12 protein-coding genes and 1 pseudogene are annotated in these 13,635 nt (G+C 71.6%); 6 read left to right on the top strand and 7 right to left on the bottom strand.

Going from position 1 to position 13,635, the window contains the following annotated elements; genetic code table 11:
- Positions 1-78: 78 nt before the first annotated feature.
- Positions 79-552, bottom strand: coding sequence for an Lrp/AsnC family transcriptional regulator (locus OHB13_RS03690; RefSeq protein ID WP_164265070.1), 474 nt, complete (start codon positions 550-552; stop codon positions 79-81).
- A gap of 59 nt (positions 553-611) precedes the next feature.
- On the opposite strand from OHB13_RS03690, the gene OHB13_RS03685 reads away from it, so the two are divergent.
- A complete protein-coding gene (locus OHB13_RS03685; protein WP_328375583.1) occupies positions 612-1,850 on the top strand; it encodes a trans-sulfuration enzyme family protein in 1,239 nt (412 codons plus the stop codon).
- Here the strand turns inward: OHB13_RS03685 and OHB13_RS03680 are convergent.
- Positions 1,741-3,243 (bottom strand): GNAT family N-acetyltransferase, encoded by a 1,503-nt coding sequence (locus OHB13_RS03680; protein ID WP_328375581.1) that lies wholly within the window; start codon positions 3,241-3,243, stop codon positions 1,741-1,743. The genes OHB13_RS03685 and OHB13_RS03680 overlap by 110 nt on opposite strands.
- A 186-nt stretch (positions 3,244-3,429) precedes the next feature.
- Positions 3,430-4,881 carry a MocR-like pyridoxine biosynthesis transcription factor PdxR gene (gene pdxR / locus OHB13_RS03675; RefSeq protein WP_328375579.1) on the bottom strand — a complete coding sequence of 484 codons (1,452 nt, stop codon included), beginning with the start codon at positions 4,879-4,881 and terminating at the stop codon, positions 3,430-3,432.
- A 47-nt stretch (positions 4,882-4,928) separates the two neighbouring features.
- Here pdxR and OHB13_RS03670 point away from each other — a divergent pair.
- Positions 4,929-5,765 (top strand): annotated as a pseudogene (locus OHB13_RS03670) (EamA family transporter); the annotation flags it as partial.
- A 36-nt stretch (positions 5,766-5,801) separates the two neighbouring features.
- Here OHB13_RS03670 and OHB13_RS03665 read toward each other — a convergent pair.
- Entirely contained in the window at positions 5,802-6,632 is an 831-nt protein-coding gene (locus OHB13_RS03665) for an alpha/beta fold hydrolase (protein WP_328375577.1), read from the bottom strand.
- Between the two features lie 201 nt (positions 6,633-6,833).
- On the opposite strand from OHB13_RS03665, the gene OHB13_RS03660 reads away from it, so the two are divergent.
- Positions 6,834-7,718, top strand: a complete 885-nt coding sequence (locus tag OHB13_RS03660; RefSeq protein WP_328375576.1) for an RNA polymerase sigma-70 factor — start codon at positions 6,834-6,836, stop codon at positions 7,716-7,718.
- 237 nt (positions 7,719-7,955) lie between these two features.
- On the top strand, positions 7,956-8,723 hold the full coding sequence (locus OHB13_RS03655) for a GntR family transcriptional regulator (protein WP_266859360.1): 768 nt from the start codon (positions 7,956-7,958) through the stop codon (positions 8,721-8,723).
- Between the two features lie 62 nt (positions 8,724-8,785).
- Here OHB13_RS03655 and OHB13_RS03650 read toward each other — a convergent pair whose 3' ends face one another.
- The 3 genes from OHB13_RS03650 to OHB13_RS03640 all read right to left on the bottom strand — a co-directional run bounded on the left by OHB13_RS03650 (position 8,786) and on the right by OHB13_RS03640 (position 11,817).
- The gene (locus OHB13_RS03650) at positions 8,786-9,946 is read right to left on the bottom strand and encodes an ROK family protein (protein ID WP_266859362.1); all 1,161 of its coding nucleotides are present in this window, start codon (positions 9,944-9,946) and stop codon (positions 8,786-8,788) included.
- Between the two features lie 91 nt (positions 9,947-10,037).
- The gene (locus OHB13_RS03645) at positions 10,038-10,688 is read right to left on the bottom strand and encodes a response regulator transcription factor (protein WP_328375574.1); all 651 of its coding nucleotides are present in this window, start codon (positions 10,686-10,688) and stop codon (positions 10,038-10,040) included.
- A 4-nt stretch (positions 10,689-10,692) separates the two neighbouring features.
- Positions 10,693-11,817: a sensor histidine kinase gene (locus OHB13_RS03640; protein WP_328375572.1), complete on the bottom strand. Its 1,125-nt coding sequence runs from the start codon at positions 11,815-11,817 to the stop codon at positions 10,693-10,695.
- A gap of 108 nt (positions 11,818-11,925) precedes the next feature.
- On the opposite strand from OHB13_RS03640, the gene OHB13_RS03635 reads away from it, so the two are divergent.
- Together OHB13_RS03635 and OHB13_RS03630 are read left to right on the top strand one after the other, a co-directional pair.
- A complete protein-coding gene (locus OHB13_RS03635; RefSeq protein WP_328375570.1) occupies positions 11,926-12,858 on the top strand; it encodes an ATP-binding cassette domain-containing protein in 933 nt (310 codons plus the stop codon).
- 3 nt (positions 12,859-12,861) lie between these two features.
- A complete protein-coding gene (locus tag OHB13_RS03630) occupies positions 12,862-13,605 on the top strand; it encodes an ABC transporter permease (protein WP_328375568.1) in 744 nt (247 codons plus the stop codon).
- Positions 13,606-13,635 lie beyond the last annotated feature (30 nt).

Genomic DNA, 13,635 nt, shown 5'->3' with positions numbered 1-13,635 from the left:
CGGGGAGTTCCGCGCCATCACTCTCCGCGTCATCACCCTCCGGGCCGTCTCTCTCTGGGCCCGTGCTCCCCGGGGCGCTCACCCCGGCGGCAGCAGCGGCCCGCAGTCCCACTGCTGGAAGATCAGCCGGGTCTCCACCCGGGCCACTTCGCGGTGGGCCGTGAACTCGTCCAGAACCAGCCGCTGCAGGTCCGCGGTGTCCGCCACCGCCACATGCACCAGGTAGTCGTCAGGACCCGCCAGATGGAAGAGGGCCCGTGACTCGGGCAGTCCGCGGATCCGCTCCACGAACGGGCCGACCAGCTCCCGGCGGTGCGGCCGTACCTGCACCGAGAGCAGCGCTTCGAGGCCCCGCCCCAGCTTCGCCGGGTCGAGCCGCAGCTGATGGCCCAGGACCACTCCGGAGCGGCGCAGCCGGGCCACCCGGTCGAGGCAGGTCGATGCGGCGACCCCGACCTCGGCAGCCAGCTCCCGGTAGGTCGTCCGGGCATCGTTCTGCAGGAGGCGGAGCAGATGCAGATCGACCGGGTCGAGTACGACAGATTCGGCCATCGGCCGAACGTAACACGGGCCATGGCCCCAACTGCCCGGCGGCTGTTCAGGATTTCCTCATGACATCCGATCCCCCGACCACATCCAGGGCCCTGGCCACCGAAGCGGTGCACGCCGGACGCGAAGACCTCGCCGGTCTCGGTCTGCACGCCGTCCCGATCGACCTGTCGACGACGTACCCCTCGTACGACAGCAGGCAGGAGGCGGCCAGGATCGACGAGTTCGCCGCCACCGGGGCCCGTCCGCAGGGGCCGCCGGTCTACGCCAGGCTCGACAACCCCACCACCGCGCGCTTCGAGACGGCGCTCGCCCGGCTGGAGGGGGCCGCGAGCGCGGTGGCCTTCGCCAGCGGAATGGCCGCGCTCACCGCGGTGCTGCTCGCCCGTTCGAGCCAGGGGCTGCGCCATGTCGTCGCGGTCCGCCCGCTGTACGGATGCAGCGATCATCTGCTCACCGCCGGGCTGCTCGGTACCGAGGTGACCTGGACCGACCCGGCGGGCGTCGCCGACGCGATCCGTCCGGAGACCGGCCTGGTGATGGTGGAGACCCCCGCCAACCCGACCCTCGCCGAGACCGACACCCGGGCGCTGGCGCACTCCTGCGGCTCGGTGCCGCTGCTCGTCGACAGCACCTTCGCGACCCCGGTCCTCCAGCGGCCGCTGGAGCACGGGGCGCGGATCGTCCTGCACAGTGCGACGAAGTATCTGGGCGGGCACGGCGATGTGCTGGCCGGTGTGGTGGCCTGCGACGAGGAGTTCGCACGGGTGCTGCGCCAGCTGCGGTTCGCGACCGGCGGCGTCCTGCACCCGCTGTCCGGATATCTGCTGCTGCGCGGGCTCTCGACCCTGCCGGTCAGGATGCGGGCCGCCGCAGGGACGGCCGCCGAGCTGGCCCGCAGACTGGCCGCCGACCCGAGGGTCGCGGCGGTCCACTATCCGAAGCTGGGCGGCGCCATGGTGGCCTTCGAGGTGCACGGCGATCCGCACCGGGTGATCGCGGACGTACGGCTGATCACCCCGGCCGTCAGCCTCGGCAGCGTCGACACCCTCATCCAGCACCCTGCCTCCATCAGCCACCGCATCGTGGCCGAGGGAGACCGGCGGTCCGCAGGTGTGAGCGAGCAGTTGCTGCGGATGTCGGTGGGGCTGGAGGACGTGGACGATCTCTGGGCGGACCTGGACGGGGCGCTCAGTGGCCGCTCTGCTCGCTCGGCCCGTACGGCAGTTCACGCGGGAGGCCGTACGGCAGATCGGGCGCCGGACGGGAGTGCGCGGGCGTCGTCGCCAGCCGTGCGGTGATGACCAGAGTGCCTTCCTCGATCTGGTAGTCGAGGGGCAGCCCGAGGCCGCGCATCGCCGCCACCATCCCGGTGTTGGACGCCTGCGTCACCGCGTACACGCTCTCGCACCCGGTCTCCTCGGCCAGCGCCAGCAGCCGGCCGAGCAGTTCGGAGCCGATGCCGCGGCGCTGCCAGGCATCCTCGACGAGCAGTGCGACCTCGGTCTCGTCACCGTCCCACAGGAGGTGGCCGAGGCCGACGATGCGCCCCGAAGCGGTCTGCACGGCGAGGGTGCGGCCGAAGCGGGGGCTCAGCAGATGGCCGAGATAGCGGTCAGCGTCGCCGACGGGGCCGTGGTACCGCAGGCCGAGGGTCCGGTCGGTGCACCGGTCGTGCATCGCCCTGGCCGCCTGCGCGTCGTCGGGACCGGCCCTGCGCACGGTGATCTCGTTGCCCTCGGGGAGGGTGAAGACTTCCCGGCGGCGGGGCATCCGCGGGCCGAGGCGCGCGTCGAGTTCGATGAGGGCCCTGGCGCGGGCGAACTCCGTCGGGGTGAACGGCAGATGGGGCCGCTCGACCGTGATCGTGCCGCCGGACGGGTCGCGCAGCCGCATCACCCGCTCCTCAAGAACGCCGTCCGCGGGCGTCGGCTCATCGGCGGATGCGCCCCCGACCGACACGGCGGGGAGCGAGTGAATGGTGCAGCGGCCGAGCAACTGGCGCAGTGCCAACGGGAGTTCGGCGGCGTCCAGGGCGGTGCGGGTGGCGAGGCCCAGCACCCGGGTCGGTGCGTCGACCAGGTCGTGGGCATCCGCGCGCTCGATCCATGTGTCGTGCCCGCCTGCCGCCGACACCTCGTGGCCGAGCTGCCGGGACTGGAAGGCGGCCGGGGCGCGGAGCAGGAACTCGTCGACCGTGCCGTCGGCGAGCGGGTGGGTCTGGAGCGTCAGGATGTCGACCTGGTGACGGGCCAGCGCCGTGCACAGCGCGGCCAGGCTGCCGGGCTCGTCCCGTACGGTCGTACGCATCCGCCACAGCACGGTCTCGGACCGCGCCACCCCGTCCGTGTCGCTGTTTTCGCTGCTGTGATCGCTGCCTGTGCCGCCGTGCACATGCTCGTCGTGGGGCGCGGCCGACGTGGCTGCTGTGCCGCGCGCGCCGGACTGTCCGGACGACTGCCCGGACGGTGGTGCGTGGCTGTGGCGCTGGGCCCACCAGAGGTGGAACGCCGCCGTGCCGCTGAGCGCCACGGCGGCGGCGACCAGGAGGAAGGGCCCGTCGGGCCCGTGCGCGACGAGATCGGCGACGGCGTCGGCGAGGGCGACGGCGGTGAACAGGGCGGCCAGTTCGATGAGGTCCCGGCGCCAGTGGTGCGGGCGACGGGCGCTCTTCGCGGGATTCACATCGGTCATGCCCTCACTGTGACCGAGCGGTGTTGCCTGATCACGAACACCCTGTGACTGATGGGTTAAGTGTGATTTTGGTTGATTGATAACTTTTTCCCGCCGGAAAAGACGCGAAGCGTCCCGCCCGGTGCCCCATGGTGATGCAGTTGCCATTGAACGTACCCCCTCACCCCAAGTGAACCGCCACGGGCCTCAATTGGTTCCTGCCAGCAGCCGGATACCGCGCTCGATCTCCGGCGGTGTCAGATGCGCGTATCCGAGCACCAGCCGTACGACGCCGTCCGGGGGGTGGGCGGTTCCGTAGTCGGACAGCGGACGCACCGCGGCACCCGCCCGGGCCGCCCGCTCCAGAAAGCGGTCCTGCGGGCCGTGAGACTCCGGCAGCCGCGCGATGACATGGAGTCCGGCGGCGATCCCGCTGACCGTGGCCCCCGGGATGTGCTCGTCGAGAGCCCGGACCAGGGCGTCCCGCCGCTCCCGGTAGACGCGCTGGCAGCGCCGCAACTGGCGGTCGTAGCCGCCGCCCCTGATGAATTCGGCCAGCAGCGCCTGGTCGATGGCGGGATTGCCGAGATCCATGGTGCGTTTACGCGCGACGATCTCGCCGGTCAGCCACTCCGGAGCGACCAGCCAGCCCAGTCGCAGGCCGGGCGCGAGGGACTTGCTCACCGAGCCGGTGTACGCGACACGTCCGGGATCGAGCCCCTGGAGCGCCCCGACCGGCGCGCGGTCGTAACGGAAGTCCCCGTCGTAGTCGTCCTCGACGACCAGCCCGTCCACCGAGCGTGCCCAGTCGAGGAGTTGGGAGCGCCGGGCCGGGGAGCAGGCGATACCGGTGGGGAACTGGTGCGCCGGGGTGGTGACCACGGCGCGCACTCCGCTCGCGGCGAGCGGGCCCGGAGCCGGCCCCTCCGCGTCGAGCGGCAGCGCCGCGGTGCGCAGCCCGGCCGCGGCGAAGAGGGTCGTGTGCTCGGGACTGCCGGGATCCTCGACACCGACGGTGCGCAGGCCGCGCGCGTGGAGCACCAGGCCGAGCAGGGTGGTCGCCTGCGCGACACCGGAACAGACCACGAGGCGCTCCGGATCCGCCACCACTCCGCGACGCCGGGTGAGCAGCTCCGCCAGCGCCCCGCGCAGCTCGGGAAGGCCACGCGGATCCGGGTAGCCGAGCGCGTGGTGCGGCAGCCTCGTCAGTACGGAGCGGTGGGCGGCGCTCCAGGCGGCGCGCGGGAAGAGCGAGAGATCGGGTGTCCCCGGGCGGAAGTCGACCTGTACGCCGGGCGCGCGCGGCGCCGGACCCCGTACACCGCCCGCCGACGGGCGAACGGCGCCGCCCACCCAGGTGCCCGCACCCCGGCCGGTGCGCAGATAGCCCTCAGCGGTCAGCTGCTCGTACGCCTCGGTGACCAGACCGCGCGACACACCGAGGTCGGCCGCGAGCGCACGGCTGGACGGCAGCCGGGTCCCGGCCGGCAGCCGCCCGGCCCGTACCGCGGCGCGCAGCGCCTCCTGCAACTCCCGGCCGCGGCGGCGGGGCAGCGCGGCCGCGACAGGCAGCAGCAGCTCCCAGGCCGGTGACCCGGCGGGACGCGCGGCCGTACCGGGCGGGGCGGAGTCCGGCGGATTGGTCCCCGATAGCGTCATACGAGTGGACCCTAATACGGGCCACCGGCCCCTCTAGCGTCGTCCGTATGACCTCAACTCCCGTACGGGGGGCGCTCCTCGCGGCGCTCGCCTGTGTCCTCGTCGGTGGCTCGTTCACGGCCAACAGTGTGCTCGGCGACTACCCGTACGCGGGCGGCCAGGCCCTGCGGTACGCGCTGGCCGCCCTGTTGCTCCTGCCGATGCTGGGGCGGGGCGGCGCGGTGCGGCTGCGCGCACTCGGCGCCGGACAGTGGGGGCGTCTCGCGCTGCTCGCCGCCGTCGGGATGGTCGGATTCAACCTGGCGGTGCTGGCCGCGGAACGGACCGCGGAGCCCGCCGTCCCCGGTGTCTTCGTCGGCTGCGCGCCGGTCGTCGTCGCGGTGCTCGTGCCGCTGGCCGGCGGGCGGCGGCCGGCCCGGCCGGTTCTCCTGGGCGCGCTGCTGGTGGCCGCGGGTGCCTTCGCGGTCCAGGGCTGGGGCCGCACCGACGCCATGGGGATCGGCTGCTCGGCGGGCGCACTCGCGGGCGAGGTGGGCTTCGCCGTCCTTGCCCCTCCGGTGCTGCGGCCCCTCGGCCCGAAGCTGCTGTCCGCCACGGTGTGCGCGGTGGCGGCCCTCGAATCGGCCGTGATCGGCATCGCCGTGGACGGACCCCGTTTCCTCCGGGCGCCGGACACCGCGGAGGCGCTGGCACTCGGCTGGCAGGCCGTCGTGGTCACCGTCATCGGGTTCGTCTGCTGGTACAGCGGGATGCAGCGGATCGGCGCCGAGCGGGCCACGCTGTTCTCTGGCCTGATCCCCGTGGCTGCCGCGCTGACCGCGCCTCTGGTCGGCGCCGGGGGCTACGGCGCGCCGCAGGCCGCGGGCAGCGCTCTGGTCGCGGTGGGGGTGACACTCGGGTCCCGGGCGGCCGGACGCCGCTCAGCGGCTGGTGTCGAGGATGACGCGGGCCACCAGGGCGGGGTCGTCACTCATCGGGACATGGCCGCAGCCGGGCAGTCGGACCAGCCGGGCGCCGGGGATGGTGTGCTTGGCGCGGATGCCCTGGCGCCGCAGCAGGATGCGGTCCTTCGTGCCCCACGCGACGGTGACGGGTACGGCGCTCACCTCGGAGGTGAAGAGTACGTCCCGGCCGGCGGCGAGGGTTTCGCCGAAGCCGGTCGCACCGCGCAGCGCCCGGGTCTCCGCGACGACGGCCTCCGGTGAACGGCGCCCCGGCCGGGCGTAGATGGTGCCGGTGAGGGCCGCCCGTCCGGCCGCCGAGCGCGACAGCCGCTCGACCACCGGGGGCGGCAGCAGCCGTGCACCGTGCCGCATCGCCGTCAGCGTCGAGAACGCGTAGCGCCGCTCGCCCGGCGTCCAGAACCCGGCCGGGGAGAGGGCGGTGACCGACCGTACGAGCTTCCTGCTGCCCAGCTCCAGCGCGAGCAGGCCGCCGAGCGAGTTCCCCGCCACATGGGGCCGTCCGGCGCCGAGCGCCTCGCACATCGCGCCGAGCAGCGGCACGACGGACGCGAGGTCGTACGGCACGCCGTCGGGCAGTGCGGGCGAGGCGCCGAACCCGGGCAGGTCCACGGCGATCACCTCACGCTCGGCGGCCAGGATGTGCACCACGGGATCCCACGCCTGCCGGTGGTGGCCGATACCGTGCAGCAGCAGGAGCGGGGCGCCGGATCCGGTGCGCTCGTACGCCACGTGGACCGGTTTCTGCCCCGTCGGAGTGTCGATCGTGAAGGAGACCTGGGCGGTCATGCTGCTGCTCCCTGGGGGCGGGGGTCCCTGAGGGCAGGAACCGGCTCTTGGACCGCCCGGCAATCGGAGGCAGTCTTAGACATTGCGTCAGTAACAATTACCCTTCAGTAGCTTGTACTTCAAGGGTCGGCGCGAAGTGGATCCGGCCCCTTCCGGCGATTCTTTCTGGACAGCGGAGGGCCGGTCGGCTGGGATGGGGGAGTGGCGACCGACACAGTGACCGACCTCTTCGAAGAACACCGCTCCGTGCTGACGGGTGTGGCGTACCGGATGCTCGGCCGGGTGGCCGATGCCGAGGACGTCGTGCAGGAGGCGTGGTTCCGGTGGTCGGCGGCCGACCGCGGGGATGTCCGCGAGCCACGTGCTTTCCTCGTCCGCATCACCACCCGGCTGGCGCTCGACCGGCTCAGGCACGTGCAGTCGAGGCGCGAGGCGTACGTGGGGCCGTGGCTGCCCGAGCCGCTCGCCACGGACTTCGGCGCGGCCGTTCCCGACACCGCGGAGCAGGCGCTGCTCGCCGAGTCCGTTTCGTTCGCCGTTCTGGTGGTGCTGGAATCGCTCTCCCCGCTGGAGCGTGCGGTGTTCGTACTGCGGGAGGCCTTCGGATTCCCGTACTCGGAGATCGCCGTCGTACTCGATCGCGGCGAGGCCGCCGTGCGCCAGCTCGCCGGGCGCGCCAGGCGCCATGTGGAGGAGCGCAAGCCGCGCTACGACGTCGATCCGGCCGAACGCCGCGATCTGACCGAACGGTTCCTGGCCGCGGCCTCGGGCGGGAACCTGGACGAGCTGCTGGCCCTGCTCACCCCCGGAGTGCGCCTGGTGGGGGACAGCGGCGGCAAGTCCAAGGCGCCGCTGCGCGTCATCGAGAGCGCGGACAAGGTGGGCCGCTTCCTGTTCGGGGTCGCGGAGAAGGGCATCGAGGGCGGCGAGTTCCGCATCAGGGAGCTCAACGGCGCCCCGGCGATCGTCGTCCTCGCGGGCGGCACGGTGGACACCGTGGTGCAGGCGGAGATCAAGGACGGCCGGATCGCCGAGATCTACATCGTGCGCAATCCTGACAAACTCCTCCTGCTCTCCGCGGAGTAGAGCCCGCCGGCCCCTCCGATCCGGGTGAGCCTGCCATGCGTGGCTGCCCGGTTGCCGCTGCTCGATAACTTTTCGTGAACGCTCAGCGTCATGGCGCGACTCCGCTCCGCTATCGGGCGAGGATTGGTCTTGACCAAGAAGGGGTGCCGTCCTACTCTCGCAGAGTTAGTGCAGGAACCTTTAATAAATAAGGGCACAGAAAAGCCGCCGGGGACACGGCGATTGCGGAGGATCAGGGTGGGGACCACGCAGCTGGAATCGGTGCCGGAGCCGAAGTACTGGCACCTCAAGAACGTGCTCACCGAGGCGCTGGACTCGGAATTCGCGGTCGGGGAGATCCTCCCCAACGAGCGTGAACTGGCCGCGCGCTTCGGTGTCGCGCGCGCCACGCTGCGTCAGGCGCTGGAACAGCTGGAGCTGGAAGGGCGTCTGCAGCGCCGCCGGGGGGTGGGCACCACGGTGGCCCCGCCGCGCGTCGGTGTCGATGTGTCGACTTCCCAGCAGACCTGGCCCGGTGCGTCGGACGACGCCTGGCAGCCCGTCGAGTGCGGCAGCGCCACCCCGCCGGCCGCCGTGGCCCGGCTGCTCGACGCGGACGGCGACGACGCGGTGCACACCGTACGCAGGATCCGGATGACGCAGGGGCAGTCCGTCGCCACGGAGCTGGTGTACGTACCGGTTGCCTCTGTGCCCGAACTGTCCGCCATAGAAGCCCCGTCGGGCCCGGCGCGTGCGCGCGCCGTCCTCCGTGAGCTCCAGCATCTCGACCTCGACGGCCAGGACCGCGCGGTCGAGCTCGGTTCGGCCCGCGCCGATGACGCCAGGGAACTCGACCGGCTGCCCGGTGCTCCGGTGCTCGTCGTCACCACCCGGTACATCGCGGGCGGCAGGACGGTCGCGGTGTCGGTGGCCACCTACCGGGCGGACACCTGCCGGCTCACCTTCGGCGACTCGGGCGACGTGGAGATCAGCGACCAGCTGCCGGGCGGCAAGAAGGCCTCCTGACACCCGGACGTCCACGGGTTGTTCAACACCACGGTGTGACGGCCCGCCGCTGCACCCGGCGCTCAGCGGCGGGCCGTCACCGTGCCCTCCACGGCGAAGAGCTCCTCCTCCACGTGGTCGAGCGCCAGCCGCAGTGCACCGGTCGCCACCGCGGCCTCACCGAGCACCGACAGCGCGACCCGGGGCGGGCGCAGGCAGTAGCGCGCCAACTCGCCCCGCAGCGGCTCCAGTACGCCGTCCAGTCCGGCCGCCCAGCCGCCGATCACCACCAGCTCCGGGTCGAGTGCCAGCACCAGCGCTGCGACGTCGTGCACCAGCCGCTGAATGAACCGCTCCACGGCGGCCCGGGCCCGGGTGTCGCCCTCCTTGGCATGGGAGAAGACCTCGGCGACCGCGTGCTCGTCCAGCGGATGGAGCGGCTCGTCGGTCGTGGAGAGCAGCTTCTCGGGTGTGACTCCACGGCCCAGCAGATGCAGCGCGCCGATCTCGCCCGCCGCGCCGCCGAAACCGCGGTGCAGCCGCCCGCCGATCAGCGATCCGGCACCGGGGCTCAGGCCGGCGAGCACGAAGACGATGTCGTCGGAATCGGTCGCGGCGCCCTTCCAGTGCTCGGCCACGGCTGCCGCGTTGGCGTCGTTCTCGACCAGGACCGGGCAGCGGAACGACCGCCGCAGCCGCTCGCCCAGTGCGAGCCCGGTCCACTCGGGAAGCGCGGTGCCCAGCCGGACCGTGCCGTCGGCCTCCACGATTCCGGGGCTGCCGACCCCGACCGCCCGCAGCGTGCTGCGCGCGACTCCGGCCCGCCGCAGCACATCGGCCACCGTGCTCCGGACCCGCTCCAGCCGCTCGTCCGCGGACGCCGCCTCCGGCACGTCGCGGGAACCGGAGCCGATGATCTCTCCGTCGAGGCCGGAGAGCAGGGCGGCGACCCGGTGCGGCCCGATCTCGATCCCCAGCAGATGCCCGGCCTCCGCACGGAAACGGAACCGCCGCGCCGGCCGCCCCTGGCGCCGGGTCCCGCCCTCCGCCTCGGGTGCGTCCTCGACGACGAGCCCGGCCGCCATCAGGCCTTCGATCACGCCTTCGACCGTCGGCCGCGAAAGGCCGGTGATACGGGTGAGATCCGTCAGGGTCGGGAACACCTCGCCGCGCAGTGCGTGCAGCACCACTGAGGAGTTGATCCGTCGCAGCAACGAGGGATCCCCGCCGGTCAGCTGCCCCAACGTCTGTCCTCCCAGCTCAGCTCATGCGTGTGTGCCCGGATGGTACCGGGTGACAGGTCGGGCGGCGAGTGGCTGCCGGAACGACTGCGGGTCAGGCGGGCGCGACGAACCCCGACTCGTACGCGGCAATCACCGCTTGCGTACGGTCCCGGGCCCCCAACTTCGCCAGCACAGCGCTGACGTGGGACTTCACCGTTTCGATCCCGATGACGAGCCGGCCCGCGATCTCCGCGTTCGACAGACCGCGCGCCATCAGCCGGAGCACTGCGGCTTCCCGTTCGGTCAGAGCCGCCCGGTCCAGTGCTTCTCGCGCCGCGCTGTTGCCGTACTCGGCCGCGAGGGCTCGGACCGCGGCCGGGAACAGCAGAGACTCGCCCTCGGCGATCAGCCGTACCGCGTGGACGATCTCGGCGGGCCGGGCCCGCTTCAGCAGAAACCCGTCCGCACCCGCGCGCAGTGCCTGATAGACGTACTCGTCGTTCTCGAAGGTCGTCACGACCAGGATCTTCGGCGGCGGCTGAAAGGCCCGCAGCACTGCCCGGGTGGCCGCGATGCCGTCGAGCAGGGGCATCCGCACATCCATGGCCACCACGTCAGGGCGCAACTGGCGTACCAGCGGGACCACGGCCGCACCGTCAGCGGCCTCGCCCACCACCTGAATGTCGCCCTGGGCCTCAAGTACGGCGCGCAGGCCGGCACGTACGAGAGGTTCGTCGTCGACAAGCAGCACAGAGATCGGCACCCCGTCAGCCTAGGCCGTCGAGCGGCAACCGCGCATATACTCTCCAATCACCCCGGTGCGGACCCGTCTCCGCCGTACCACCGAGCAGCGCCGCGCGCTCCCGTATGCCACGCAACCCGCTCCCGCCACTGGACCGACCGGTCGAACCGTTCAGCGGATTGGTCACCTCCAGGCTGAGCTGCCCGGCAACGACAGAGATCCGTACCCGCACCGGCACGGGTCCGGAGTGGCGCAGCACGTTGGTCAACGCCTCCTGCAGCATGCGATATCCCTCGCGTGAGATCGGACCGGGTACCAGCTCCACCGGACCACTCACCTCGGCATCCACTTTCGCGCCCGAACTGCGCGCCGACTCCAGAAGCCGGTCGGCCTCGCTGAGCGACGGGCGCTGCCCCAGTGGGGTCGCCGACTCGCGCAGGATGAGCAGCACCCGCTCCAGATCTTCCAGTGCCTCCCGTCCCGTCTCCTCGATGGCGGCCAGTGCCCGGTCGGTGAAGGCGGGGTCGTTCGCGGCCCGCGCCGCACCCGCCTGCACCACGGCCACGGTGAGGGCGTGACCGATGGAGTCGTGCAACTCCCTTGCGATGCGGTTGCGTTCGAGGAGTTGCTCCGTACGCTCCTCCAGCGCGGTCAGCCGCTGCCCCTGAGAAGGGCCGAGCAGCAGACGGGCGACGATTGTGGTCAGTGTGCCGGAGGCGACCACGCAGACCGGTATCGCCACGATCGGCAGTGGTGCGAGAACGGAGGACCACCAGGGCGCGGCATCGAAGAGCCTGCGGGCGAGGAAGAGCAACTGCACGGGAGCAATCGCGCCCAGGACGCTGGAGGCCAGCCGCGCTTCGAGCCACAGCACGGTACGCCAGCGGTCCGCCCAGGTCAGAGACGGGGCAACCGAGATGGATGCTTCGGGCCGCCCCCGTTCGTCAGGCGTGAGCAGCAACTGGGCCTGGAGCGCCTCCTCCAGCCGGACGCCAGGGATCAGCCCGAGCGGAATGACCAGGAATACCGGCAGGTAGAAGTCCTTGATGTCGATGAACAGCCACACGGCGACGAACGCGAGTGGGACGCAGGCATGCAGCCACCGCGTGTAGGTGACTGGGCGCAGCAGCGGTCGAATGAGGCGGAACATGCCGTAATCGTGCCAGCCGGTCACGCCCCGGGGGCTCCCCCGCACGGGGGATCCGGTCCCCCCGGACGGGGGAAGTCACGGACGGTGGGTCACCGGCACGGTGGAGGCATGACCAGTATCGAAGTCTGCGAACTCACCAAGGATTACGGTGCGAACAGGGCAGTGGACAGGCTCTCGTTCACCGTCCTGCCCGGCAGGGTCACCGGCTTCCTGGGGCCCAACGGCGCGGGCAAGTCCACAACCATGCGGCTCGTCCTCGGCCTCGACCGCCCTACCTCAGGCACTGCCACCATCGGTGGCCGGCGCTATGCGGAAACCGCAGAGCCGCTGCGGCTGGCGGGCGCGCTCCTCGATGCGAATGCCGCGCACGGCGCGCGCACCGCACGCGATCACCTGCTGACTCTGGCCGCCGCCCACCGCATGGGGCGAAGGCGGGTGGACGAAGCGCTGGAGGAGGTGGGTATCGCGAACGTCGCTGTGCAGCGGATCAGGACGTTCTCGCTGGGCATGCGGCAGCGGTTGGGCATAGCCGCTGCTCTGCTGGGGGACCCGTCCGTACTGATGCTGGACGAACCGTCGAACGGCCTGGATCCCGAGGGGATCATCTGGATACGGGAGCTGATGCGCCGCCTCGCCGCGGAGGGCAGGACTGTGCTGGTGTCCAGCCATCTCATGAACGAGACAGCTTCGTTCGCGGACCATCTCGTGGTCCTGGGCAAGGGCCGGCTTCTCGCGGACACCCCGATGCAGGAATTCATCGACTCGCGGATCCGGCCACGGGTTCGGCTGCGGAGCACCAGTGCCGAGCGACTGCGATCCCTGCTGCTCCGCAAGGGCCTCACCCCGGCAGAACGTGATGACGGCAGCTGGGTCGTCGAGGGTGTGAGTGCCGGGGACATCGGTCGTGTCGCGGCCGAGGAGGGCATCACGATTCTTGAACTCGCCGCAGAGCAAGCCACGTTGGAGGAGGCATATCTCGACCTCACCGTCGGCGAGACGCAATTCCCGGCTCGCCCCGCGTCTCTCACTCCGGGGGTATGAGTCATGACCTTCTCCGCCGTGCTCCACGCGGAATGGATCAAGATCCGCTCGGTGCGCGCCCTGGGAGGTGCGATACTGGCCGTCTTCTTCGCCACGGTAGCCTTCTCGCTCCTCGGTAGTGCCACCATCGGGCACGAGGACGCGGGCAAGCCTGGCTTCGATCCCGTCCTCACCTTGTTCTTCGGCCTCAACTTCGGTCAGATCGCCGCCATCTGCTTCGGGGCTACAGCTGTCACCAGTGAGTACGGAAGCGGCGCCATCCGTACCTCGCTCATCGCCGTGCCCCGCAGAGGCCTCTTCTACGCGGCGAAACTCTCCGTCATCGGCGGACTTGCCTGTGCGGTCGGCCTGATGACCGGCCTTGCCTGCTTCCTCGGAGGACAGGCTCTCATCGGTGCTCCCGGTGGCGGAATCGGTGAGCCCGGGGGGCTGCGCGCCGCAGTGGGCTGTGCCCTGTATCTGACACTGATCACGCTGTTCGCCGCAGGCCTGGCGGCGGTGCTTCGGAGCGGCCCCGCCGTCATGGGGATCCTCATACCCTTTCTGCTTCTGGTGTCGTTCGTGATCGGTGACGTGAATCACGGCGCGGGTCTCGCCGACTTCCTGCCGGACCGGGCCGGGCAGCAGGTCCTGCTCCAGCACTCGACCGGATCGCTGGGGCCGTGGAGCGGACTCGCTGTCACCGCGGGCTGGGCGGCTGCCGCGGTGGGTGCAGGCTGGGCGGCGTTGTGCCGGCGTGACGTCTGACGGCCCCGGCGGTCAACTGTCAGTGGTGGA

This window comes from Streptomyces sp. NBC_00440, assembly GCF_036014215.1.
Classification (GTDB): domain Bacteria; phylum Actinomycetota; class Actinomycetes; order Streptomycetales; family Streptomycetaceae; genus Streptomyces.
The sequence above is the reverse complement of the archived record's forward strand: the minus strand, read 5'-3'. Positions and strand labels throughout refer to the sequence as shown.